Annotated in this window: 17 protein-coding genes and 1 tRNA gene; 4 read left to right on the forward strand and 14 right to left on the reverse strand. The window is 59.6% G+C overall.

The genetic code is table 11. The annotated features are described in order from the left end of the window. Nucleotides 1-39: 39 nt before the first annotated feature. From ACR0D9_RS11865 to ACR0D9_RS11910, 10 genes are all read right to left on the reverse strand, one after another. Nucleotides 40-1,221: a phytanoyl-CoA dioxygenase family protein gene (locus tag ACR0D9_RS11865; RefSeq protein ID WP_480538917.1), complete on the reverse strand. Its 1,182-nt coding sequence runs from the start codon at nucleotides 1,219-1,221 to the stop codon at nucleotides 40-42. A gap of 47 nt (nucleotides 1,222-1,268) precedes the next feature. Continuing rightward, nucleotides 1,269-2,168: a myo-inosose-2 dehydratase gene (gene iolE, locus ACR0D9_RS11870; protein WP_480483297.1), complete on the reverse strand. Its 900-nt coding sequence runs from the start codon at nucleotides 2,166-2,168 to the stop codon at nucleotides 1,269-1,271. Next, a complete protein-coding gene (gene iolD, locus ACR0D9_RS11875; RefSeq protein ID WP_480538919.1) occupies nucleotides 2,165-3,997 on the reverse strand; it encodes a 3D-(3,5/4)-trihydroxycyclohexane-1,2-dione acylhydrolase (decyclizing) in 1,833 nt (610 codons plus the stop codon). Before iolD ends, iolE begins: the two co-directional genes overlap by 4 nt. 151 nt (nucleotides 3,998-4,148) lie before the next feature. Next, the gene (locus ACR0D9_RS11880) at nucleotides 4,149-4,970 is read right to left on the reverse strand and encodes an ATP-binding cassette domain-containing protein (protein ID WP_480538921.1); all 822 of its coding nucleotides are present in this window, start codon (nucleotides 4,968-4,970) and stop codon (nucleotides 4,149-4,151) included. A 1-nt stretch (nucleotide 4,971) separates the two neighbouring features. Next, the gene (locus tag ACR0D9_RS11885; protein ID WP_267364099.1) at nucleotides 4,972-6,078 is read right to left on the reverse strand and encodes an ABC transporter permease; all 1,107 of its coding nucleotides are present in this window, start codon (nucleotides 6,076-6,078) and stop codon (nucleotides 4,972-4,974) included. Between the two features lie 68 nt (nucleotides 6,079-6,146). Continuing rightward, on the reverse strand, nucleotides 6,147-7,067 hold the full coding sequence (locus ACR0D9_RS11890; protein ID WP_267364100.1) for a sugar ABC transporter substrate-binding protein: 921 nt from the start codon (nucleotides 7,065-7,067) through the stop codon (nucleotides 6,147-6,149). Nucleotides 7,068-7,191: 124 nt separating this feature from the next. Next, complete coding sequence (gene iolG / locus ACR0D9_RS11895; RefSeq protein WP_480538923.1) at nucleotides 7,192-8,205, reverse strand: inositol 2-dehydrogenase; 1,014 nt, start codon at nucleotides 8,203-8,205, stop codon at nucleotides 7,192-7,194. A gap of 388 nt (nucleotides 8,206-8,593) precedes the next feature. Then, a tRNA-Arg gene (locus tag ACR0D9_RS11900) sits at nucleotides 8,594-8,670 on the reverse strand. Between the two features lie 21 nt (nucleotides 8,671-8,691). After that, the gene (locus ACR0D9_RS11905) at nucleotides 8,692-9,168 is read right to left on the reverse strand and encodes a GNAT family N-acetyltransferase (protein WP_480538925.1); all 477 of its coding nucleotides are present in this window, start codon (nucleotides 9,166-9,168) and stop codon (nucleotides 8,692-8,694) included. Continuing rightward, nucleotides 9,169-9,480: an ETC complex I subunit gene (locus ACR0D9_RS11910; RefSeq protein ID WP_209507877.1), complete on the reverse strand. Its 312-nt coding sequence runs from the start codon at nucleotides 9,478-9,480 to the stop codon at nucleotides 9,169-9,171. A 270-nt stretch (nucleotides 9,481-9,750) separates the two neighbouring features. On the opposite strand from ACR0D9_RS11910, the gene uvrB reads away from it, so the two are divergent. After that, on the forward strand, nucleotides 9,751-11,937 hold the full coding sequence (gene uvrB / locus ACR0D9_RS11915; protein ID WP_480538927.1) for an excinuclease ABC subunit UvrB: 2,187 nt from the start codon (nucleotides 9,751-9,753) through the stop codon (nucleotides 11,935-11,937). A 79-nt stretch (nucleotides 11,938-12,016) separates the two neighbouring features. Next, entirely contained in the window at nucleotides 12,017-12,667 is a 651-nt protein-coding gene (locus tag ACR0D9_RS11920; RefSeq protein ID WP_480538929.1) for a hypothetical protein, read from the forward strand. Between the two features lie 178 nt (nucleotides 12,668-12,845). On the opposite strand, the gene ACR0D9_RS11925 is transcribed toward ACR0D9_RS11920, so the two are convergent. Continuing rightward, on the reverse strand, nucleotides 12,846-13,136 hold the full coding sequence (locus tag ACR0D9_RS11925; protein WP_480538931.1) for an antibiotic biosynthesis monooxygenase family protein: 291 nt from the start codon (nucleotides 13,134-13,136) through the stop codon (nucleotides 12,846-12,848). 256 nt (nucleotides 13,137-13,392) lie between these two features. On the opposite strand from ACR0D9_RS11925, the gene ACR0D9_RS11930 reads away from it, so the two are divergent. Together ACR0D9_RS11930 and ACR0D9_RS11935 are read left to right on the forward strand one after the other, a co-directional pair. Then, nucleotides 13,393-14,184, forward strand: a complete 792-nt coding sequence (locus ACR0D9_RS11930; RefSeq protein ID WP_480538933.1) for a formate/nitrite transporter family protein — start codon at nucleotides 13,393-13,395, stop codon at nucleotides 14,182-14,184. Nucleotides 14,185-14,295: 111 nt separating this feature from the next. Beyond that, on the forward strand, nucleotides 14,296-15,003 hold the full coding sequence (locus ACR0D9_RS11935) for an ORF6N domain-containing protein (RefSeq protein ID WP_209507887.1): 708 nt from the start codon (nucleotides 14,296-14,298) through the stop codon (nucleotides 15,001-15,003). Between the two features lie 21 nt (nucleotides 15,004-15,024). Here the strand turns inward: ACR0D9_RS11935 and ACR0D9_RS11940 are convergent, their stop codons facing one another. The 3 genes from ACR0D9_RS11940 to ACR0D9_RS11950 form a co-directional block, all read right to left on the reverse strand. Beyond that, nucleotides 15,025-15,453 (reverse strand): excalibur calcium-binding domain-containing protein, encoded by a 429-nt coding sequence (locus ACR0D9_RS11940; protein ID WP_209507889.1) that lies wholly within the window; start codon nucleotides 15,451-15,453, stop codon nucleotides 15,025-15,027. A gap of 132 nt (nucleotides 15,454-15,585) precedes the next feature. After that, the gene (locus tag ACR0D9_RS11945; RefSeq protein WP_209507891.1) at nucleotides 15,586-15,993 is read right to left on the reverse strand and encodes a universal stress protein; all 408 of its coding nucleotides are present in this window, start codon (nucleotides 15,991-15,993) and stop codon (nucleotides 15,586-15,588) included. Nucleotides 15,994-16,057: 64 nt separating this feature from the next. Further along, nucleotides 16,058-16,384, reverse strand: a complete 327-nt coding sequence (locus ACR0D9_RS11950) for an antibiotic biosynthesis monooxygenase family protein (RefSeq protein WP_209507893.1) — start codon at nucleotides 16,382-16,384, stop codon at nucleotides 16,058-16,060. Between the last annotated feature and the right edge of the window lie 134 nt (nucleotides 16,385-16,518).

Below are 16,518 nucleotides of genomic sequence, written 5' to 3' on the forward strand. Positions count from 1 at the left end.
CCTTATTGGGCGGGCCTAAACGGCCCGCCTGTATCGCCCTCAGGCCGCTTGCCGTGTTTGCAGGGCCGAAAGCGCCTCGGACAGTCGGGCCTCGGCCCACCCTTCCGATACGGCCCGGTGCAATATGTCAGCCTGGCTTTCGGGCGCATTGCCACCAATCGGCGGGTCGGTGTCCAGATTGGTCGGGAACGGATAGCCCTCAGCCGTTGCGGCAATCGCCGCAATCAGCTCTGGCGCACTCAGCGCCCCCCGTTGTTTCAGGGCGGCCAGCGACGGAAACACCGCCTGCGACATGGACTGCCGGTCAACCATCTCCATCGCACGACCGAAGGCAGACGAGACCTGCAACAGGTTCGCCATCCGCTGAATATCCGCACTGCTGTTTTCCCCGGCAGCGTGAAACAGCGCCGGGTTGAAGAACACCGCATCCCCCTTTTCAAGGGGCAACTGAATGTAGTTCTCTTCGAAAAACGCCCGGTGTGCCGCGTCATGGAAGGCGAGATATCCCGGCGCATAAAGCTGCGAAAACGGCAGCAGTTTGGTTGGGCCGCTTTCCACGGGCATATCGCAATGCGCAACCGCCCCCTGCAAGGTCAGCGAAGCCGTCACCAGATGGGCATGGGCCGGATACCGGGCGGCGCTGTCGGCGGTTTGAAAGCCCAGATGATAATCCCGATGCGCCTGCTGTGCCTTGCCGCCGGGGCGCACCTGATTGATTTGCGCGGTCATTTGATAGTTCGGCCCCAGCCACGCCTCGCAAGCCGCTGCAATGGCCACATTCCCGAAATAGAGCGCAAAGCCCTCGGGATCGCGCAAGCACTGTTTCTGCAATGCGTTCCATATCCGGTCATTCGCGCCCGAGGCCGCGAAGTGGTCACCTTCCCCGGCCCCGCCCTGACGTTCTTCCTCGATGATCTGATGGAACACAGCGGTCGCCCGGTCGATCACGGACGTATCCGCAAATGCGCCTTTTAGAACGATCACACCCGCAGATTTGTCCAACACGCCTGCCCATTCTGCCAGCAGTGCTTTTCTTTGATCCGCATTCTCCAGCGCCGGGCGCAGGGCGTGCATATCATAGATCGGAACGTTCTTTTGCACCGATGCGGCATGAGGCACCGCACCGGCTGTCAGGTTTTGCGAGGTCAACACCTTGAACTCATCCAGATCGCAGGATTCCCGGTCAAAATAGCCGACATATCCAAGGTCTTGATGTACCATGACAAACTCCTCTTTCATGGCTTCGGTGTTGCCCCGAGGGGCGGTGATTAAACGGTGATCTCCAACCCTGCCTTGCCGCAAACCTCGACGATATGGTCATAGCCCAGCTTGGAGTACTCATAGGGCGGCGCCTTGGCGGGGTCCTGCTCGGCCTCGACCACGATCCAGCCGGTGTAATCCATTGCTTTCAACGCGTTGGCTACGGCCTGAAAGTCGATGCACCCATCACCCGGCACGGTGAACGCGCCGGCGATCACCGCATCCAGAAAGCTGCGATTGTTCTCGCGCGTGTCCTGCACGATGTCCGGGCGGATGTCCTTGAAGTGGACATGGTGCACCCGGTCGCCCCAACGGTTCAGCGTGGCCATCACATCGCCACCGCCAAATAGCAGATGGCCCGTATCGAAACACAGCTTAAGTTCGGGGCCTGAACCCTGCATCAGCCAGTTCACCTCATCTTCGCTTTCGATGATCGTGCCCATGTGATGGTGATAGGCCATCGGCATACCCTGATCTGCCATCCATTTGGCAAGCTCGGTCAGCTTGGCCGCATAGGCCAGAACCTCGTCTTTGGACAGCTTCGGGCGGTCATTGACCGGCGTTCCGATCTGCCCCTGAACGGTATTGGAACACTCGGCGTAAACGATGCAGGGGCTGTTCAGCGCAACAAACTGTTCGACCTGTTCACGCACGACAGCGATTTCGGCGTCCAGGTCATTGACCAGAGTACTGCCCGAGCACCAGCCGCCACACAACGCGATGTCATTGGCCTCCAGATAGGCGCGCAACCCTTCGGTGTCGCCGGGCATCCGCTGGCCCCGTTCAACACCGGTATAGCCGATCTCGCGCGCTTCTTTCAGCGCCTGCTCCATCGTGTAAGCTGCGGTCAGGTCCGGCAGATCGTCATTCTGCCAGGCAATCGGAGAGATACCGATCTTCACGCTCATTTCGTGTTTCTTTCCTTGATGGCGACCTCATAGGCCGCACGTTTTTCGTTTACTTCCGGACGGATGCTGACCTCGGGCACCGCCACTTCCCACCACGTTCCGCCATATTCGGTCGATGGGTAGGGATCGGTGTCGATCACCACCACATAGGGGCCTTTGATGTCACTTCGCTTGGCCAGTGCCTCCTCAAGCTCGGTGATCGAGCTGACCTTGAGCGCGGTCGCCCCCATGGCTTCGGCATGTTTGGCAAAGTCGATCACCGAATTTTCGCCGCCGACCGCGTGATCCAGCAGGTTGTTAAACTCGGCCCCGCCGGTTCCCATCTGCAAACGGTTGATGCAGCCAAAGCCGCGATTGTCGGTGACCACAACGGTGAACGAAATCCCCATCATCGCCGCCGTCGCCATTTCCGAGTTCGCCATCATGTAAGTACCGTCGCCGGTAAAGCAGATCACGTCGCGGTCGGGCTGGGCCATCTTGATGCCCATCGCACCGGCGATCTCATACCCCATGCAGCTGAAGCCATATTCCATATGATAGGCACCGGGGCGCGGTGCCTTCCACAGTTTGTGCAACTCACCCGGCATCGTGCCCGCGGCACACATGGCAACGGTGTTTTCATTGGCCGCCCGCTGCACGGCACCAATCACCTGCATATCCGTGGGCAGCGCATTGCTGTCCGCGGGCGCGTCGGTCAATGCGTCGACCTTGGCAAACCATTCGGGTTTCAGCGTTGCAGGCATATCAGGCGCGCGGTAACCGCCCAACGCGTGGCTCAGTTCACCCAGTCCAACGTGGGCGTCAGCCTGCAGCGGCATCGCGCCGTGCTTTGCCGCGTCATAGGCGGCGGTGTTCAGGCTGATCAACTCCCGCTCGGGGTTTGCGAACAATCCCCAAGACCCGGTGGTGAAATCCTGAAACCGGGTGCCGACGCCCAGCACCAGATCCGCCTCGGCGCAGATATCGTTGGCAGGCTCACCGCCGGTGACGCCAATCGGACCAAGGTTCAGCGGGTGATCCCAGGCCAGCGCGGATTTACCGGCCTGCGTCTCGGCCACCGGCACATTGTGCGCTTCGGCAAAGCGCTGCAACGCGGCGGTCGCATCCGAATAATGCACACCGCCCCCGGCCACGATCACAGGGCGCCTGGCTGCCTTGATTGCGGCCACGGCCCGTGCCAATTCACCTTCATCCGGACGAATGCGGCGCTGATACCAGACGCGCGGCTCAAAAAAGCTTTCGGGATAATCATAAGCCTCGGCCTGCACATCCTGACAAAAGGCCAGCGTCACGGGACCGCAATCCGCCGGGTCCGTCATGGTGCGGAAGGCACGCGGCAGCGCCGTCAACAGATGCTCCGGCCGGGTGATGCGGTCGAAATAGCGGCTGACCGGTCTGAAACAGTCATTCGCACTAATAGTTCCGTCCGAGAACACTTCGGGTTGCTGCAAAACCGGGTCGGGTCCACGCGTGGCGAACACGTCACCGGGCAGCAACAAAACCGGCAGGCGGTTCACATGGGCCAGCGCAGCAGCGGTAACCATGTTGGTGGCCCCCGGCCCGATGGACGAGGTGACCGCCATCGCCCGCCTGCGCCCCAACTGCTTGGCATAGGCAATCGCACAATGTGCCATCGTTTGTTCGTTATGACCGCGATAGGTGGGCAGGCTGTCTTTCACACCGTGCAGCGCCTCGCCCAAACCAGCCACATTGCCATGGCCGAAAATCGCCCAGACACCTGCGATAAAGGGCTCTCCGGCCTCGTTCATCTGCGCGCCCAGATAGCGCACCAGAGCTTGCGCCGCGGTCAGTCGGACTGTCTTGCTCATCATGATCCCTTTCAACTCAGCCCCGCCTTTGGCGGCCTGCGGGTTTTCTCATTTGCGAAGGTGCCAGCTTTTGTATCAAAGCCTGAAAACAGAGTGGCGTCACGTGCCACCGCCCGATGGATGCCCCATTGGGACATCCAAATTCTGTACTCTAAACCGTGCCGCCCAGCGATCCCTCAAGCTCGGCCATTTCCTGACCGCCCGCCATCAGGTCCTGCAACTGCTCTGGCGTGATCTCGCCACGCGTTGCTGTGCCCAGCGTCTTGCCCCGGTTCAAAACGGTGAACCTGTCGCCCACCGCCAACGCGTGACGCACGTTGTGGCTGATGAAAACCACGCCGACGCCCTGACTTCGCACCTTGTCGATGGTGGCCAGAACGTTCGAGGTCTGGCGCACACCAAGGGCCGAGGTCGGTTCGTCCAAGATCAGGATCTTGGCCCCGAAATACACGGCGCGGGCAATGGCGACGGTCTGCCGTTCCCCCCCAGACAGGGTGCCAACGGCCTGATCCGGGCCGCGCAGGTTGATGCCCATCTTGCGCATCTCTTCCATGCAGACCTCATTTGCCTGTTCAACATCGAACCGCTTCAGCAGACCCTTACCCTTGGTCGGCTCGCGCCCCATGAAAAAGTTGCGCGTGACGCTCATCAGCGGGATCATCGCCAGATCCTGGAACACGGTCGCGATGCCTGCCTCCATCGCATCCCGAGGGGTGTCGAAATGCAGCGGCCTGCCCTCGAAAAAGATCTCGCCCTTGGTGGGTTTATGTACCCCGGACATGGTCTTGATGAAGGTTGATTTACCCGCGCCGTTATCGCCCAGCAGGCAGTGGCATTCACCCGGCTTGACGTCAAAACTGACGCCCGCCAATGCGATGATGTTGCCAAAGTGCTTTTCGATATCCTTCATTTCCACGATGGGGGCCTGATCGCCCGCCGCATCGCCGTGGTGGAACTTGGTATCTTCGGTCATATCAGCGCTCCCCGGTTACGCGTTTGCGGATCGCGTTGTTGAACAGAACGGCAATCAGCAGCATCGCGCCCAGGAACACCTGGAACCAGTCCTGGTCGAAATCCGTATAGGTCAGTCCGATGACAACCATGCCAAAGATGATTGACCCAAAGAACGCTCCGATGGCCGAGCCATATCCGCCCGTCAGCAGACAGCCCCCGATCACGGCGGCGATAATCGCCTCGAATTCTTTCTGGAAACCGCGCCGCGCGTCGGTCGAGCCCGCGTCGATCACCGTAATGATGGCAACAAGTGCAGCACAGCAGGCGGTCAGCATGAACAGGGACACCTTGATCTTGCTCACGGGAACACCGGAATTCGATGCCGCAGTGCTGTCACCGCCCGCCGCGAATATCCAGTTTCCGGCCGGGGTCCGCAGCAACACGTAGGTGGCTGCCAATGCCAGCACGATGAACCACAGGATTTCCACCGGTACGCCGGGTACCTTGGGTGCTCCGCTTTTGAAGGTGTCAATCATGCCGTTGGCCGCCAGCCAGGCAAACAGGCTGCCAAAGGCTTCGCCCGAAAAGAACGGCGCCAGCCAGTCGTTTTCAACTACGTCACGTACACCTCGCAACTGGGTCGACCCTCCGGTCGCCGCCTTGAGGCCAACCAACGACAGACCGCGCAGAATGAACAGGAAAGCCAGCGTCACGATAAAGGACGGCAGGCCGGATCTTATGACGATATTTCCGTTCACTGCCCCGACGAATGCCGCGAATACGAATGTCATGGGGATCGCAATGATCAGTGGCAACTGCCATGTCACCACACAGACGCCGAAAAACAGGCCCGCAAACGCCACCATGGAACCGATGGACAAATCAAACTCGCCACCGATCATCAAAAGGGCCGCACCGATTGCCAGAATGCCCAGCTGTGCCGCAGGTGTCATGAAGTTCATGACCCCGGCCAGAGTAAACATCGAATCGTCTGCTGTGATGGCAAAGAAGATGACCACCAGAACGACGCCCGCCATCGCACCGAGTTCGGGCCGTTTCATGAGCTTGGTCATGAAAGGTTCTTTCTTGACCCTTTCGTCCCCGGCGATTTGCGCTGAGTCACTCATCGTTTCCTCCCACTTGGATGGGAACGGCGCCACCGCGCCGCCCCGTTTTGTTCAGGTTGCGGTGTGGATCAGCGGATGCCCTGCGCGGACAGCTCGATCACCTGCGCGGCCTTATCCTGAGTGATCAGGTTCGGACCCGAAGGAACGTTACCGCCGGGCATCAGGCCGTATTTGGCGTGCAGGCCCATGAAGTTCACCGACAGGTACCCTTGCAGATACTGCTGCTGGTCGATGGCAAAGGCCGCGTCACCATCCGCAATCGATTGCAGGAAGTTGGCCGACAGGTCGAAGGACGCAACATTCACGTCACGACCCGATGCTTTGACAGCGGCAACAGTCGGCTCACCGGCCGAGCTTGCACCCAGCGCCATAACCGTATCGACGGCTTCGTTAGCAGCCAGAGCAGCCGAGACTTTCGACTCGATTTCCGACGGATCGTTCGAGGTCGGCAGAACTTCGACATTACCGCCAAAGCCTTCCGCGAAACCTGCACAACGCAGGTCCAGCGCAACGTTGCCCACTTCGTGGTTCACACAGATCGCGGTTTTGCCCCCCATCGAAGCCAGTTGTTCGCCCGCAGCTTTCCCGGCGTCAAACTCGTCCTGACCCACGTGCAGCAACGCACCCAGCTGTTTCGACACATCCGACCCCGAGTTGATCGAGATCACCGGGATGCCTGCGGCAACGGCGCGTTCGATCGACGGGCCAAGCGCATCCGCATCCGGGATCGAAACGATCAGGCCATCGGGCTCCTGGTTCACGGCAGCGTCGATCAGCTGCGACATGGCCACCATGTCGAAAGTTTCCGGAGCGCGGTATTCCACATTCACTCCGACATCCTTGCCAGCCTGTTCTACACCGTTCTTCACGACGTTCCAGAATGCGTCATTGGCCTGGCCATGCGATACGACCACGATGTCCTGCGCAAGAGCGGGCGTCGCCAGGGCCAGTGCCCCTGCGGCAAGTGCACCTTTAACGAATTTCTTCATTTCAGTTTCCTCCCATTGGTTCAGTCTGATCTTCTGTTGGGGTACCGGCCCCAATCATCCGGCTGTGCCGAATCTCAGTGGCTGCGGCTCAGGGCCGAGCTGTCGTTAGTTTGAAGAATTTTGGTCATTTTGCAACCGGTTTCAAAATTTCCTCCATCCGGACGGGCATTCCCGTCTGCGCTGACAGGGTCGCGGCCTCGGCCATCGCCAGCGCTGCCACACCATCCTGCAACGTGACGGGAACGTCGGAACCGCCGCCGACAGCATCAACAAATGCGGCCCATTCCACGCGGTAGGCCGGCATGTAGCGTTCCAGAAAGAAATAAGTCGGCTTCGCGCCCACAACGCCATCCGCCGTCGATTTCACGACGGTGTTTTCCAGCATGTTATGCGCCTGCAACAACCCTTCGGAGCCCAGCAACTCGACCCGCTGGTCATACCCATAGGCCGCCCGGCGCGAGTTCTTGATGACCGCAATCCGGCCGTCTGCGTAAGTCATTGTGACCACGGCCGTGTCCACATCGCCTGCTGAGCCGATCTCTGCATCCACAAGCGACGATCCCACCGCTGTGACGGTCTGGGGCACATCCCCCATCAGAAAGTTCGCCATGTCGAAATCGTGGATCATCATGTCCCGAAACAGTCCTCCGGACACTTTTACGTAGCTGACCGGTGGCGGGGCCGGGTCAAATGACGTGATCGACAACAGTTCGGCCTTGCCGATTTCACCTGCGTCCAAACCGGCCTTCAAAGCCGCAAAATTAGGATCGAACCGCCGGTTAAACCCGATCATGACAGGTTTGCCGCGCCCCGCTACGGCGCTCAGACAGTCCTGTGCCCTCTGAAGGCTCAGATCGACGGGCTTTTCGCACAGAACGGCTTTGCCAGCGCCCGTGGCCGCCTCGATCAGGTCGGAATGCGTATCCGTCGGCGTTGCAATCAGAACCGCGTCAATTTCGGGATCAGCGATAATTTCTTCTGAACTGCGTGCCTCGGCCCCATATTCATCCGCGAGGCTGTTCGCCGCCTCGGGCAGCGCATCGGATATCGCACACAGCCTGCTCCCCGGATGGGAAGATATGGCCTGCGCATGAACGCGCCCAATACGCCCGGCACCCAGCAATCCGACCCTCAACATGCAGCTCTCCCGAATCTTGTTGTTGTGCGTAACAATGATTTTCTTTGCAACCGGTTGCAATATATTTTTTGCATCACCCCCGGATTTGCCAGCGGCTTCTACAGCCTCAACACGAATACCGCGCAAAAACCCGGTCTGATCTCAACAGGATTGCACTGCCTGACACGCATATTTCCGCGCAAATACCAGCCTACGGGAATCCCCCAATATCGCCGCACGGTGAATCACGTTAGATTGTACGTAAGGAACACATACTACCACTCTGTGACCCCCTTAGAGGGGCTGGCATGACCCCCTCGTCCAGCCCCTCATACCACACCAAACAGCCACAAGATTACGACGCGCCGACCAAAGCAGGCGCATGTCCGGTATAGATCTGGTTTGCAAATGGCGATCCCTGAAGGACTCGAACCCTCAACCTGCTGATTAGAAGTCAGCTGCTCTATCCAGTTGAGCTAAGGGACCGCTGCGCCCTTCTTGCGGTTTTTACCCGCGGGGTTCAAGAGGCAAGCGCATGAATGCGCTGTTGGGATCATCAACATATCCAAAGATAGGCCCGCAATAGGAATATCCCAGCGACTCATACAACTTGCGGGCGGCATCATATTCGCGAAGATGGCTCGCCCCGGTCTCAAGAACCAATGCCGCACACCCCTCTGCGCCAGCCTGTTCAGCCAGATGCACCATCAGAACGCGCGCCAGCCCGCGCCCTCTTGCCTGCGCCAGAATATGCACCGATTTCACTTCGGCGGTTCCATCGGGCAGCGCTTTCAGCGCACCGCACCCCAATGGCTGCTGTCCGTCAAAAATGGCCCAGAACCGCACCCCCTGCCCGGCCAATGCTTCGGCGTCCATCGTGTGGTTGCTATCCGCAGGTCCCGCCGTTTCGCCATGGGCAAAATGCGCATCGACAATCGGGCGCAATACGTCCGATGTCGGGTCAGCCTCGCGGATTTCGATCATTCAGTGTGTCCAGGGGCCGCGCCGGTCGGTTGCGAAATTCTCGCCATAGCCCCGCGCGCGCAGATTGGGCTTGCGCTTGTGCGGCTCGCTGACCTGCGCATCGATACCGTGGGCCTTGGCATAATCCAGCGCCTCTTCCCGCGTGTCGAACTTCAGGCGTACCTGAGCCTGCGTGTCACTGGACGACGTCCAGCCCATCAGCGGATCAACCTCGCGCGCCGAGGCCGGGGCGTATTCCAGAACCCATTTGCGGGTCTTGGCCATCCCCGAGGTCATCGCATTTCTTGCGGGCTGGTAGATCCGTGCGCGCATGTCGCCTCTCCGTACTCACTTGGCTGAGCCCGTTTATGCGTCAGAGCGCGCCCGGGGGCAAGATTGCAATTGTCGCGGCCCTCGCCTGCGAACTCATGCCAGAATCTGTCATCAGGCTGGGATAGGGTCGCGCCAAACGTACGCAAGAACATCACGCCATCTCACCCGTCGCACGGCCTCAGACCGCATAGCGGGCAATGAATCCGGATCGGCCCTTGCAGTTGGACAAAATAAGAACAAATGTAAGGGCCTGACGCCTGGAGCCTACCAATGCCTTACGCCCATTCCGACAAGACCCAACTGACCACCGAAGACGTGCGCGCGCGTCTGAAACTGGAAGGCGGCAAGCAATTCGTGATGCATACCGAATTCAACCCGGCGGGCGATCAGCCCACGGCGATCAAGGAACTGGCGGGCGGCGTGCTGGACGGGGAACGCGATCAGGTGCTGCTGGGCGCGACCGGAACGGGCAAGACCTTCACCATGGCCAAGGTGATCGAGGAAACCCAGCGCCCCGCCATCATCCTGGCCCCCAACAAGACGCTGGCGGCGCAGCTATACGGTGAATTCAAAGGCTTCTTCCCCGAAAACTCGGTGGAATATTTCGTGTCCTATTACGACTATTACCAGCCCGAGGCCTATGTGCCGCGCTCTGACACCTACATAGAAAAAGAATCCCAGATCAACGAACAGATCGACCGGATGCGCCACTCGGCCACGCGGGCGCTGCTGGAACGCGATGACGTGATCATCGTCGCCTCGGTCAGCTGCATCTACGGTATCGGCTCGGTTGAAACCTACGGGGCGATGACGCAGGATCTGAAGGTCGGTCACGAATACGACCAGCGGCAGGTGATGGCCGATCTGGTGGCCCAGCAATACCGCCGCAACGATCAGGGGTTTCAGCGCGGCTCGTTCCGGGTGCGGGGCGACAGTTTGGAGATCTGGCCCGCCCACCTTGAGGACCGCGCCTGGAAACTGTCCTTCTTCGGCGAGGAACTGGAACAGGTCACCGAATTCGACCCGCTGACCGGCGAAAAAACCGACACGATGGACCATATCCGGGTCTATGCGAATTCCCACTACGTGACGCCGAAACCGACGATGCAGCAGGCGATCATCGGGATCAAAAAAGAACTGCGGATGCGCCTCGACCAGCTGGTCGGCGAAGGCAAACTGCTGGAAGCGCAGCGGCTGGAACAGCGCACCAATTTCGATCTGGAAATGCTCGAGGCCACCGGCGTCTGCAACGGGATCGAGAACTATTCGCGCTATCTGACCGGCCGCGCACCGGGCGAGCCGCCCCCGACCCTGTTCGAATTCATCCCCGACAACGCCATTGTCTTTGCCGACGAATCCCATGTCAGCGTGCCGCAGATCGGCGGCATGTACCGGGGTGACTACCGGCGCAAGTTCACGCTGGCCGAACACGGGTTCCGCCTGCCCTCCTGCATGGACAACCGGCCTTTGAAGTTCGAGGAATGGGATGCCATGCGCCCGCAATCCGTCTTCGTCTCGGCCACCCCCGCCGCGTGGGAGCTGGACCAGACCGGCGGCGTCTTCACCGAACAGGTGATCCGCCCCACCGGCCTGCTGGACCCGCAGGTCGAAATCCGCCCCGTGTCGATGCAGGTCGACGACCTGCTGGACGAGGTGCGAAAGGTCGCCGCCGATGGCTATCGCACGCTGGTCACGACGCTGACCAAACGCATGGCCGAGGATCTGACCGAGTACCTGCACGAACAGGGTATCAAGGTCCGCTACATGCATTCAGATATCGACACGCTGGAACGCATCGAGATTCTGCGCGACCTGCGTCTGGGCGCGTTCGACGTGCTGGTTGGCATCAACCTGCTGCGTGAAGGGCTCGACATTCCCGAATGCGGGCTGGTCGCCATTCTGGACGCCGACAAGGAAGGCTTTCTGCGGTCCGAGACCTCGCTGGTCCAGACCATCGGTCGCGCCGCGCGCAACGCCGACGGCCGGGTGATCATGTATGCCGACAAGATCACCGGTTCGATGGAACGCGCGCTGGCCGAAACCGACCGCCGACGCGCCAAGCAGATGGCCTATAACGAGGAACACGGTATCACGCCCGCGACCGTGAAAAAGAATGTCGAGGATGTTCTGGCCGGGCTGTACGAGGGCGACGTCGACATGAACCGCGTCACCGCCACCATCGACAAACCGATGCACGGCGCCAACCTCGAGGCGCACCTGAACGGGCTGCGCGACCAGATGCGCAAAGCCGCCGAGAATCTGGAATTCGAAGAGGCCGCCAATATCCGGGATGAAATCAAACGTCTGGAAGCGGTCGATCTGGCCATCGCCGACGACCCCATGGCCCGCCAATGGGCGGTCGAGAAAGCCTCGGAAGCCGCCGTGAAGTCACGCGGTCGGTCAACGGCTGGCAGACCGGGGCAGCGGGGTGGGAATGTGAAGCGGCGGAAGCGGTAGCTTTACACACAACTGATGGTTGCAATTTACCTCAAAGCAGGAAATCTATCTTCTTAGACAATCGATTTAGGAAAGTGTTTTGATCACGCTTCTTATTGCAGTTGGACTGCTCGGAACAATTTCACTCCTAGCAATGGTTTGGGTATGGATAAGTGTGCTCGCTGGATGGCGCGAAGCGTCGCCCGGCAGAAGTTTATCAATGCTATGGTTCGTGCTCCTTTTGATGATCATCTGGGGACTTGGAGTAGATTCGAACTTTAGCGGCTTACGAATATTTGCGCTCGCTGTATGGCCCGCCTCAATCCTATTTTTACTGGGAGATGCTTTAACCGCGAGACTTTTTGTTTTTATCTTTGCGGCGTTGATTTTACTGTTTTTGGTGGCCGCAGCCGCTGCGATCATGCCGGGCAAGGCAAAAATGCCGACTATAATTGTTGGCGCAATGCTTACAGTGATAGGTCCGGTCGCGTTGCAAAACCTGCAAGTGCAATGGCAAATGAAAAGATACGCGAAAGCATCCGAGTTACGCATCATAGAACGTTCGTCTTTGTTCAAGTCCATTCGAGAACGCTCCGACGGTTACCAGTCCCCACATGGCGTCGCGTGTAACAGCGAGAATTGGCCGTTTCTTTGGAGTTATCGGCACAGAGACTGGATCGCACTGCCGTCCAACACCCGTTACGGCGGTGATACTAAGGAAAGAGTTATGAGCGTTTGCCTGAGTAGGTAAGTCACATCCCACACTCCACCCTTGCAGCCCAGCGCGCACTCCTCCACGTTTGAATTCACAAATTGTGTTTCCAAGCGGTTGCCATGACGAACCCGAACACCCTGGCCAGACCACATGAGGTCCAAATCGCTGTTCTCTCCAAATAAAAGAAAGGGCGGGTCTATCCCCGCCCTAACCGCTACCCCTTATCCCAATGGGCAATCACGTCGTACCCAACCGGCGTCGGTGGGCCTTCCATGAATTCGGCGAAATGGCCCCACAGCTCGGCCACTTTGGGTGCGTTTGCGTTCGAGGTCGCCTCGCTTTCGACCACCGAAATCACATAGCCCGAACCATCCTCGTTCATCACATTGGTAAAACTGTGCATGCCGGGCATACCCATGATGTCGGATTTCAATGCGTTCATCTTCGCCGTCGCCGCCTCGCGCGTACCGGGCTTCATTTTATATTGGGTAATTCGTGCAAACATCACTTTCCTCCGTCGTCTGGCAAAATTGCCATGTAACACGGCCGGAACGGCCCCGCCGCGCGTACCCTAGCACGACGATCCGAAATCTCGCATTGATACCGGCGATTTGCGCCGATTTTCAACCATACACCGCACTGCATCCGGGTGGCTGTCCCTTCAGGGTTGCAGCCTCGCCCCCAGTGCGGTTGTTTTTGCACCGATGGATGCTTGATCCCAATCAATGTCGAAACGCGAATGCGTCGGCAAAGTGGGTCCCATGCAAACACAGAACCCAACCGGAATTGACGCCTACAAACCAGCCCAGATCGCCGAGCTGGTTGAAACAGCTGGCGTTGCCAAGGCACATCTCACGGTCGGTCAGACGCTGACTCTGGCGATACTCGCGGGTGTGTTCATCGGTTTCGGCGGGGCCGCCTTCACCATGGTCATGACCGGCGTTGACCCGGGGTTTGGACCGGCCCGGTTTCTGGGTGGCGTCGTGTTTTCTCTGGGCCTGATCCTTGTGGTCGTCGGCGGGGCCGAGCTGTTCACCGGAAACGCCCTGATGACCGTCGCGGCGGTGGATCGGAAAATCTCGCCGCGCGCCCTGCTGCGCAACTGGAGCCTCGTGTACCTTGGGAACTTGGTCGGGTCTATCGCGCTGGCTCTGGCCTTCGCTGCAACCGGTTTGCTGGACGGGCCCATGGGGGCCACCGCATCAGCAATCGCAAATGGCAAGGCCGACCTCTCTGCCACCCAGGCGTTTGCCCGCGGCGTTCTGTGCAACGCGTTGGTCTGCCTTGCCGTCTGGCTGAGCTTCGCGGCCAGATCGGTGGCGGGCAAGGTCATGGCGGTACTCTGGCCCATTGCAGCGTTTGTCCTCTTGGGGCTCGAGCATTCCGTCGCCAACATGTACCTGCTGCCGCAGGGCGCGCTTGCCGGTGCCGATTTCGGTTTGGGCGCGGCCATGGGCAACCTGTTCTGGGTCACGATCGGCAATATTGTCGGCGGCGCAGGCGGCGTCGCGCTTGCCTATCGCTTTGCTTATCTGCGCAAGATACCCCAATGAACACGCCGAACCTCCGGTCGGGGACGCGGCAAACCCCGGCATTTCAAACTTGCACCCCGCCCCACCCTCCTCCACGTTTGAAATCACAAATTGTGATTCCAAACGGCTGCCATGACGAACCCGAAAAACCTGCCCAGCGCGCATGAGGTCCAAAGTGCCATTCACAGGGTGCGCGGCACCCGCGTGGTGCTGGCCGAGGATCTGGCGCAGTTCTACGGAAAATCCGTCAGTGCCTTCAATCAGGCCGTCTCGCGCAACACCGACCTGTTCGAAGGCTACCGCTTTCAGCTGACCGATGCCGAGGTTGCCGATTTGCAATCACAGAATGTGATTTCAAAACCCAAAGGCCGCGGCGGGCGGCGGGTCAATCCGTGGGTCTATACCGATTACGGCGTGGCCATCGCCTCGGCCCTGTTCAAGGACCCGCGCGCGATCAAGATCACGCGGATGATCACCGAAGCCTTTGTCGATGGCGCGAACGCTCTGGCCGAGGTTCCACGCAACCTGCCGGAAATCCTGCCGCCCGAGGATGCACCCACCCCGCTGCTGCCCAATGGCGACCAACTGCGCGAACTGGCCGAAAACATCCTCGATTCCGGCCAGCAGAGCCTTGTCGATTATATCGCCAACCCCACCACCAAGCGCCAACAGGCCGTGGCGGTGATCATGAAGACGCTGGCCGAAACCGCCGGGGAAGAGGTCCGCACTCAACAGGAACGCCTGCGCCTGCGTATCGCCGAACGGCTGGCCACCGGCGATTATGCCAGTGACGACGATCGCAAAGGGTTGTTGGAATTGCTACAGGCGATGAAAGGCTAGCCCCTTCCCGCCCCCCGAAAATCAGGGGCGCACGAACTTGGCGCTTCCCACCGACCGTTCGCGCGGCTTTGGCTGGTCCTGCGCCTGCACGGTGGTCGCGCGTGGCAGCTCCAGCTCGGCATACCCGCAGGCCACCCCGTCACCATCCGGGTCGTTGCGCTCATGATATCCCGGCTGCCCTGCGCGGAATGGACCGATCCCCATGGCCTGTGTCGCATCACACCCCGCCAGCGCGATCAGGTGGATCACCGCCTCGTCCCGCTCATAGCCCGAGGTGCGCAGAAAGACGCCCGTGGCAATCAGCACGGTCGTCAGCGGCAGCAGCAGAACCATGATCAGGATCCGCAGCGGGGACAGCGCCTGCCGCCGCGCCGCCTCGGCGCGCTGGTGTCGTCTGGCCGAGCGCGGGTTCAGATCAGGTGCTTCCTGCGAGGGTTTCTTGAACAACATGCCCCGACCCATAAGGGCAATATGTGGCAAAGCCGAGGCAACACAGTTCCACCGGGTTCAAAAAATCTGGCCCGGCCCGAAACCACCGCCCGCACAGGCACAATTTTGCTTACTGCCAGTGATGTCCGACCGTTACCGGACCACATGCACCGCGCAAGGGGCGTGGCGTACGATATGGGACGCGGTTGACCCCAGCAGCAGATCCTGCATCCCCGGCCGGTGCGAGGCCACGATGATCAGGTCCGGGTGATGCGCCTCGGCCCAATCCAGAATGGTCCGGCCGGAATGCCCTTCGACCACCACGCCCGTGGCATTCGGCAATTGCGACGCCAGCGTATCAAGCTCTGACTGAATCGCCTTTCGGGCCTCGGACAGATATTCCGCCGGCATGTACGAGATTGCATAATTCGGAATATGCTCAACCACATGCAGCAATGTGACCTGCGCGTCCGGTGTGGCCAGAACCCGGGCCAGTTTCAACGGCCCGGACGTGTCTCTTTCAGCATCGAAAGAAATCGGAACGAGAATGTTGTGATACATAGCATGCGCCTCCGTTTTGCAGACTTACTTTGAAACAGACATGCACCGCAGGCTTTGATTCAGGTCAGGTAGAGCCAAATGTCTCTGCAACGTCATACATGACCGGCTCAAAGCTCTTGCACAGCTCGTTGATCTTGCGGTTGCGGTCGCGCATCTCGGGGGTCCGCAGCATGGCCAGGAAATCCTCGCGACGTTGCCATTGCGAATAGTTGGCAATCCGGGTTTGCGCATCATTCACATGAAGCCCCGCAGAAACAAAGCCGGGCTGCTTCGAAATGAACTCGGAATAGGCGTCGGTCAGCGCTTCCAAAAGGTCCTGACAGGTGCCGGGCGTCATTTCAAACGTGGTGATAACTGTCTGAACACTGGCGTTTTTGGCGATTTTCGGCATCGGGATTCTCCATTTCTTTCCCCAAGCCTAGCACATCAGATTGAAACGTCGCCTATTTCCTTACCGCTGCGCCAATCCGCGCTTTTCTGCGCCCGTTTATCAGGCGGCTGGCAACCCGGTATGGGCGGCCAGCC

The organism is Ruegeria sp. AK11 (genome assembly GCF_056541095.1).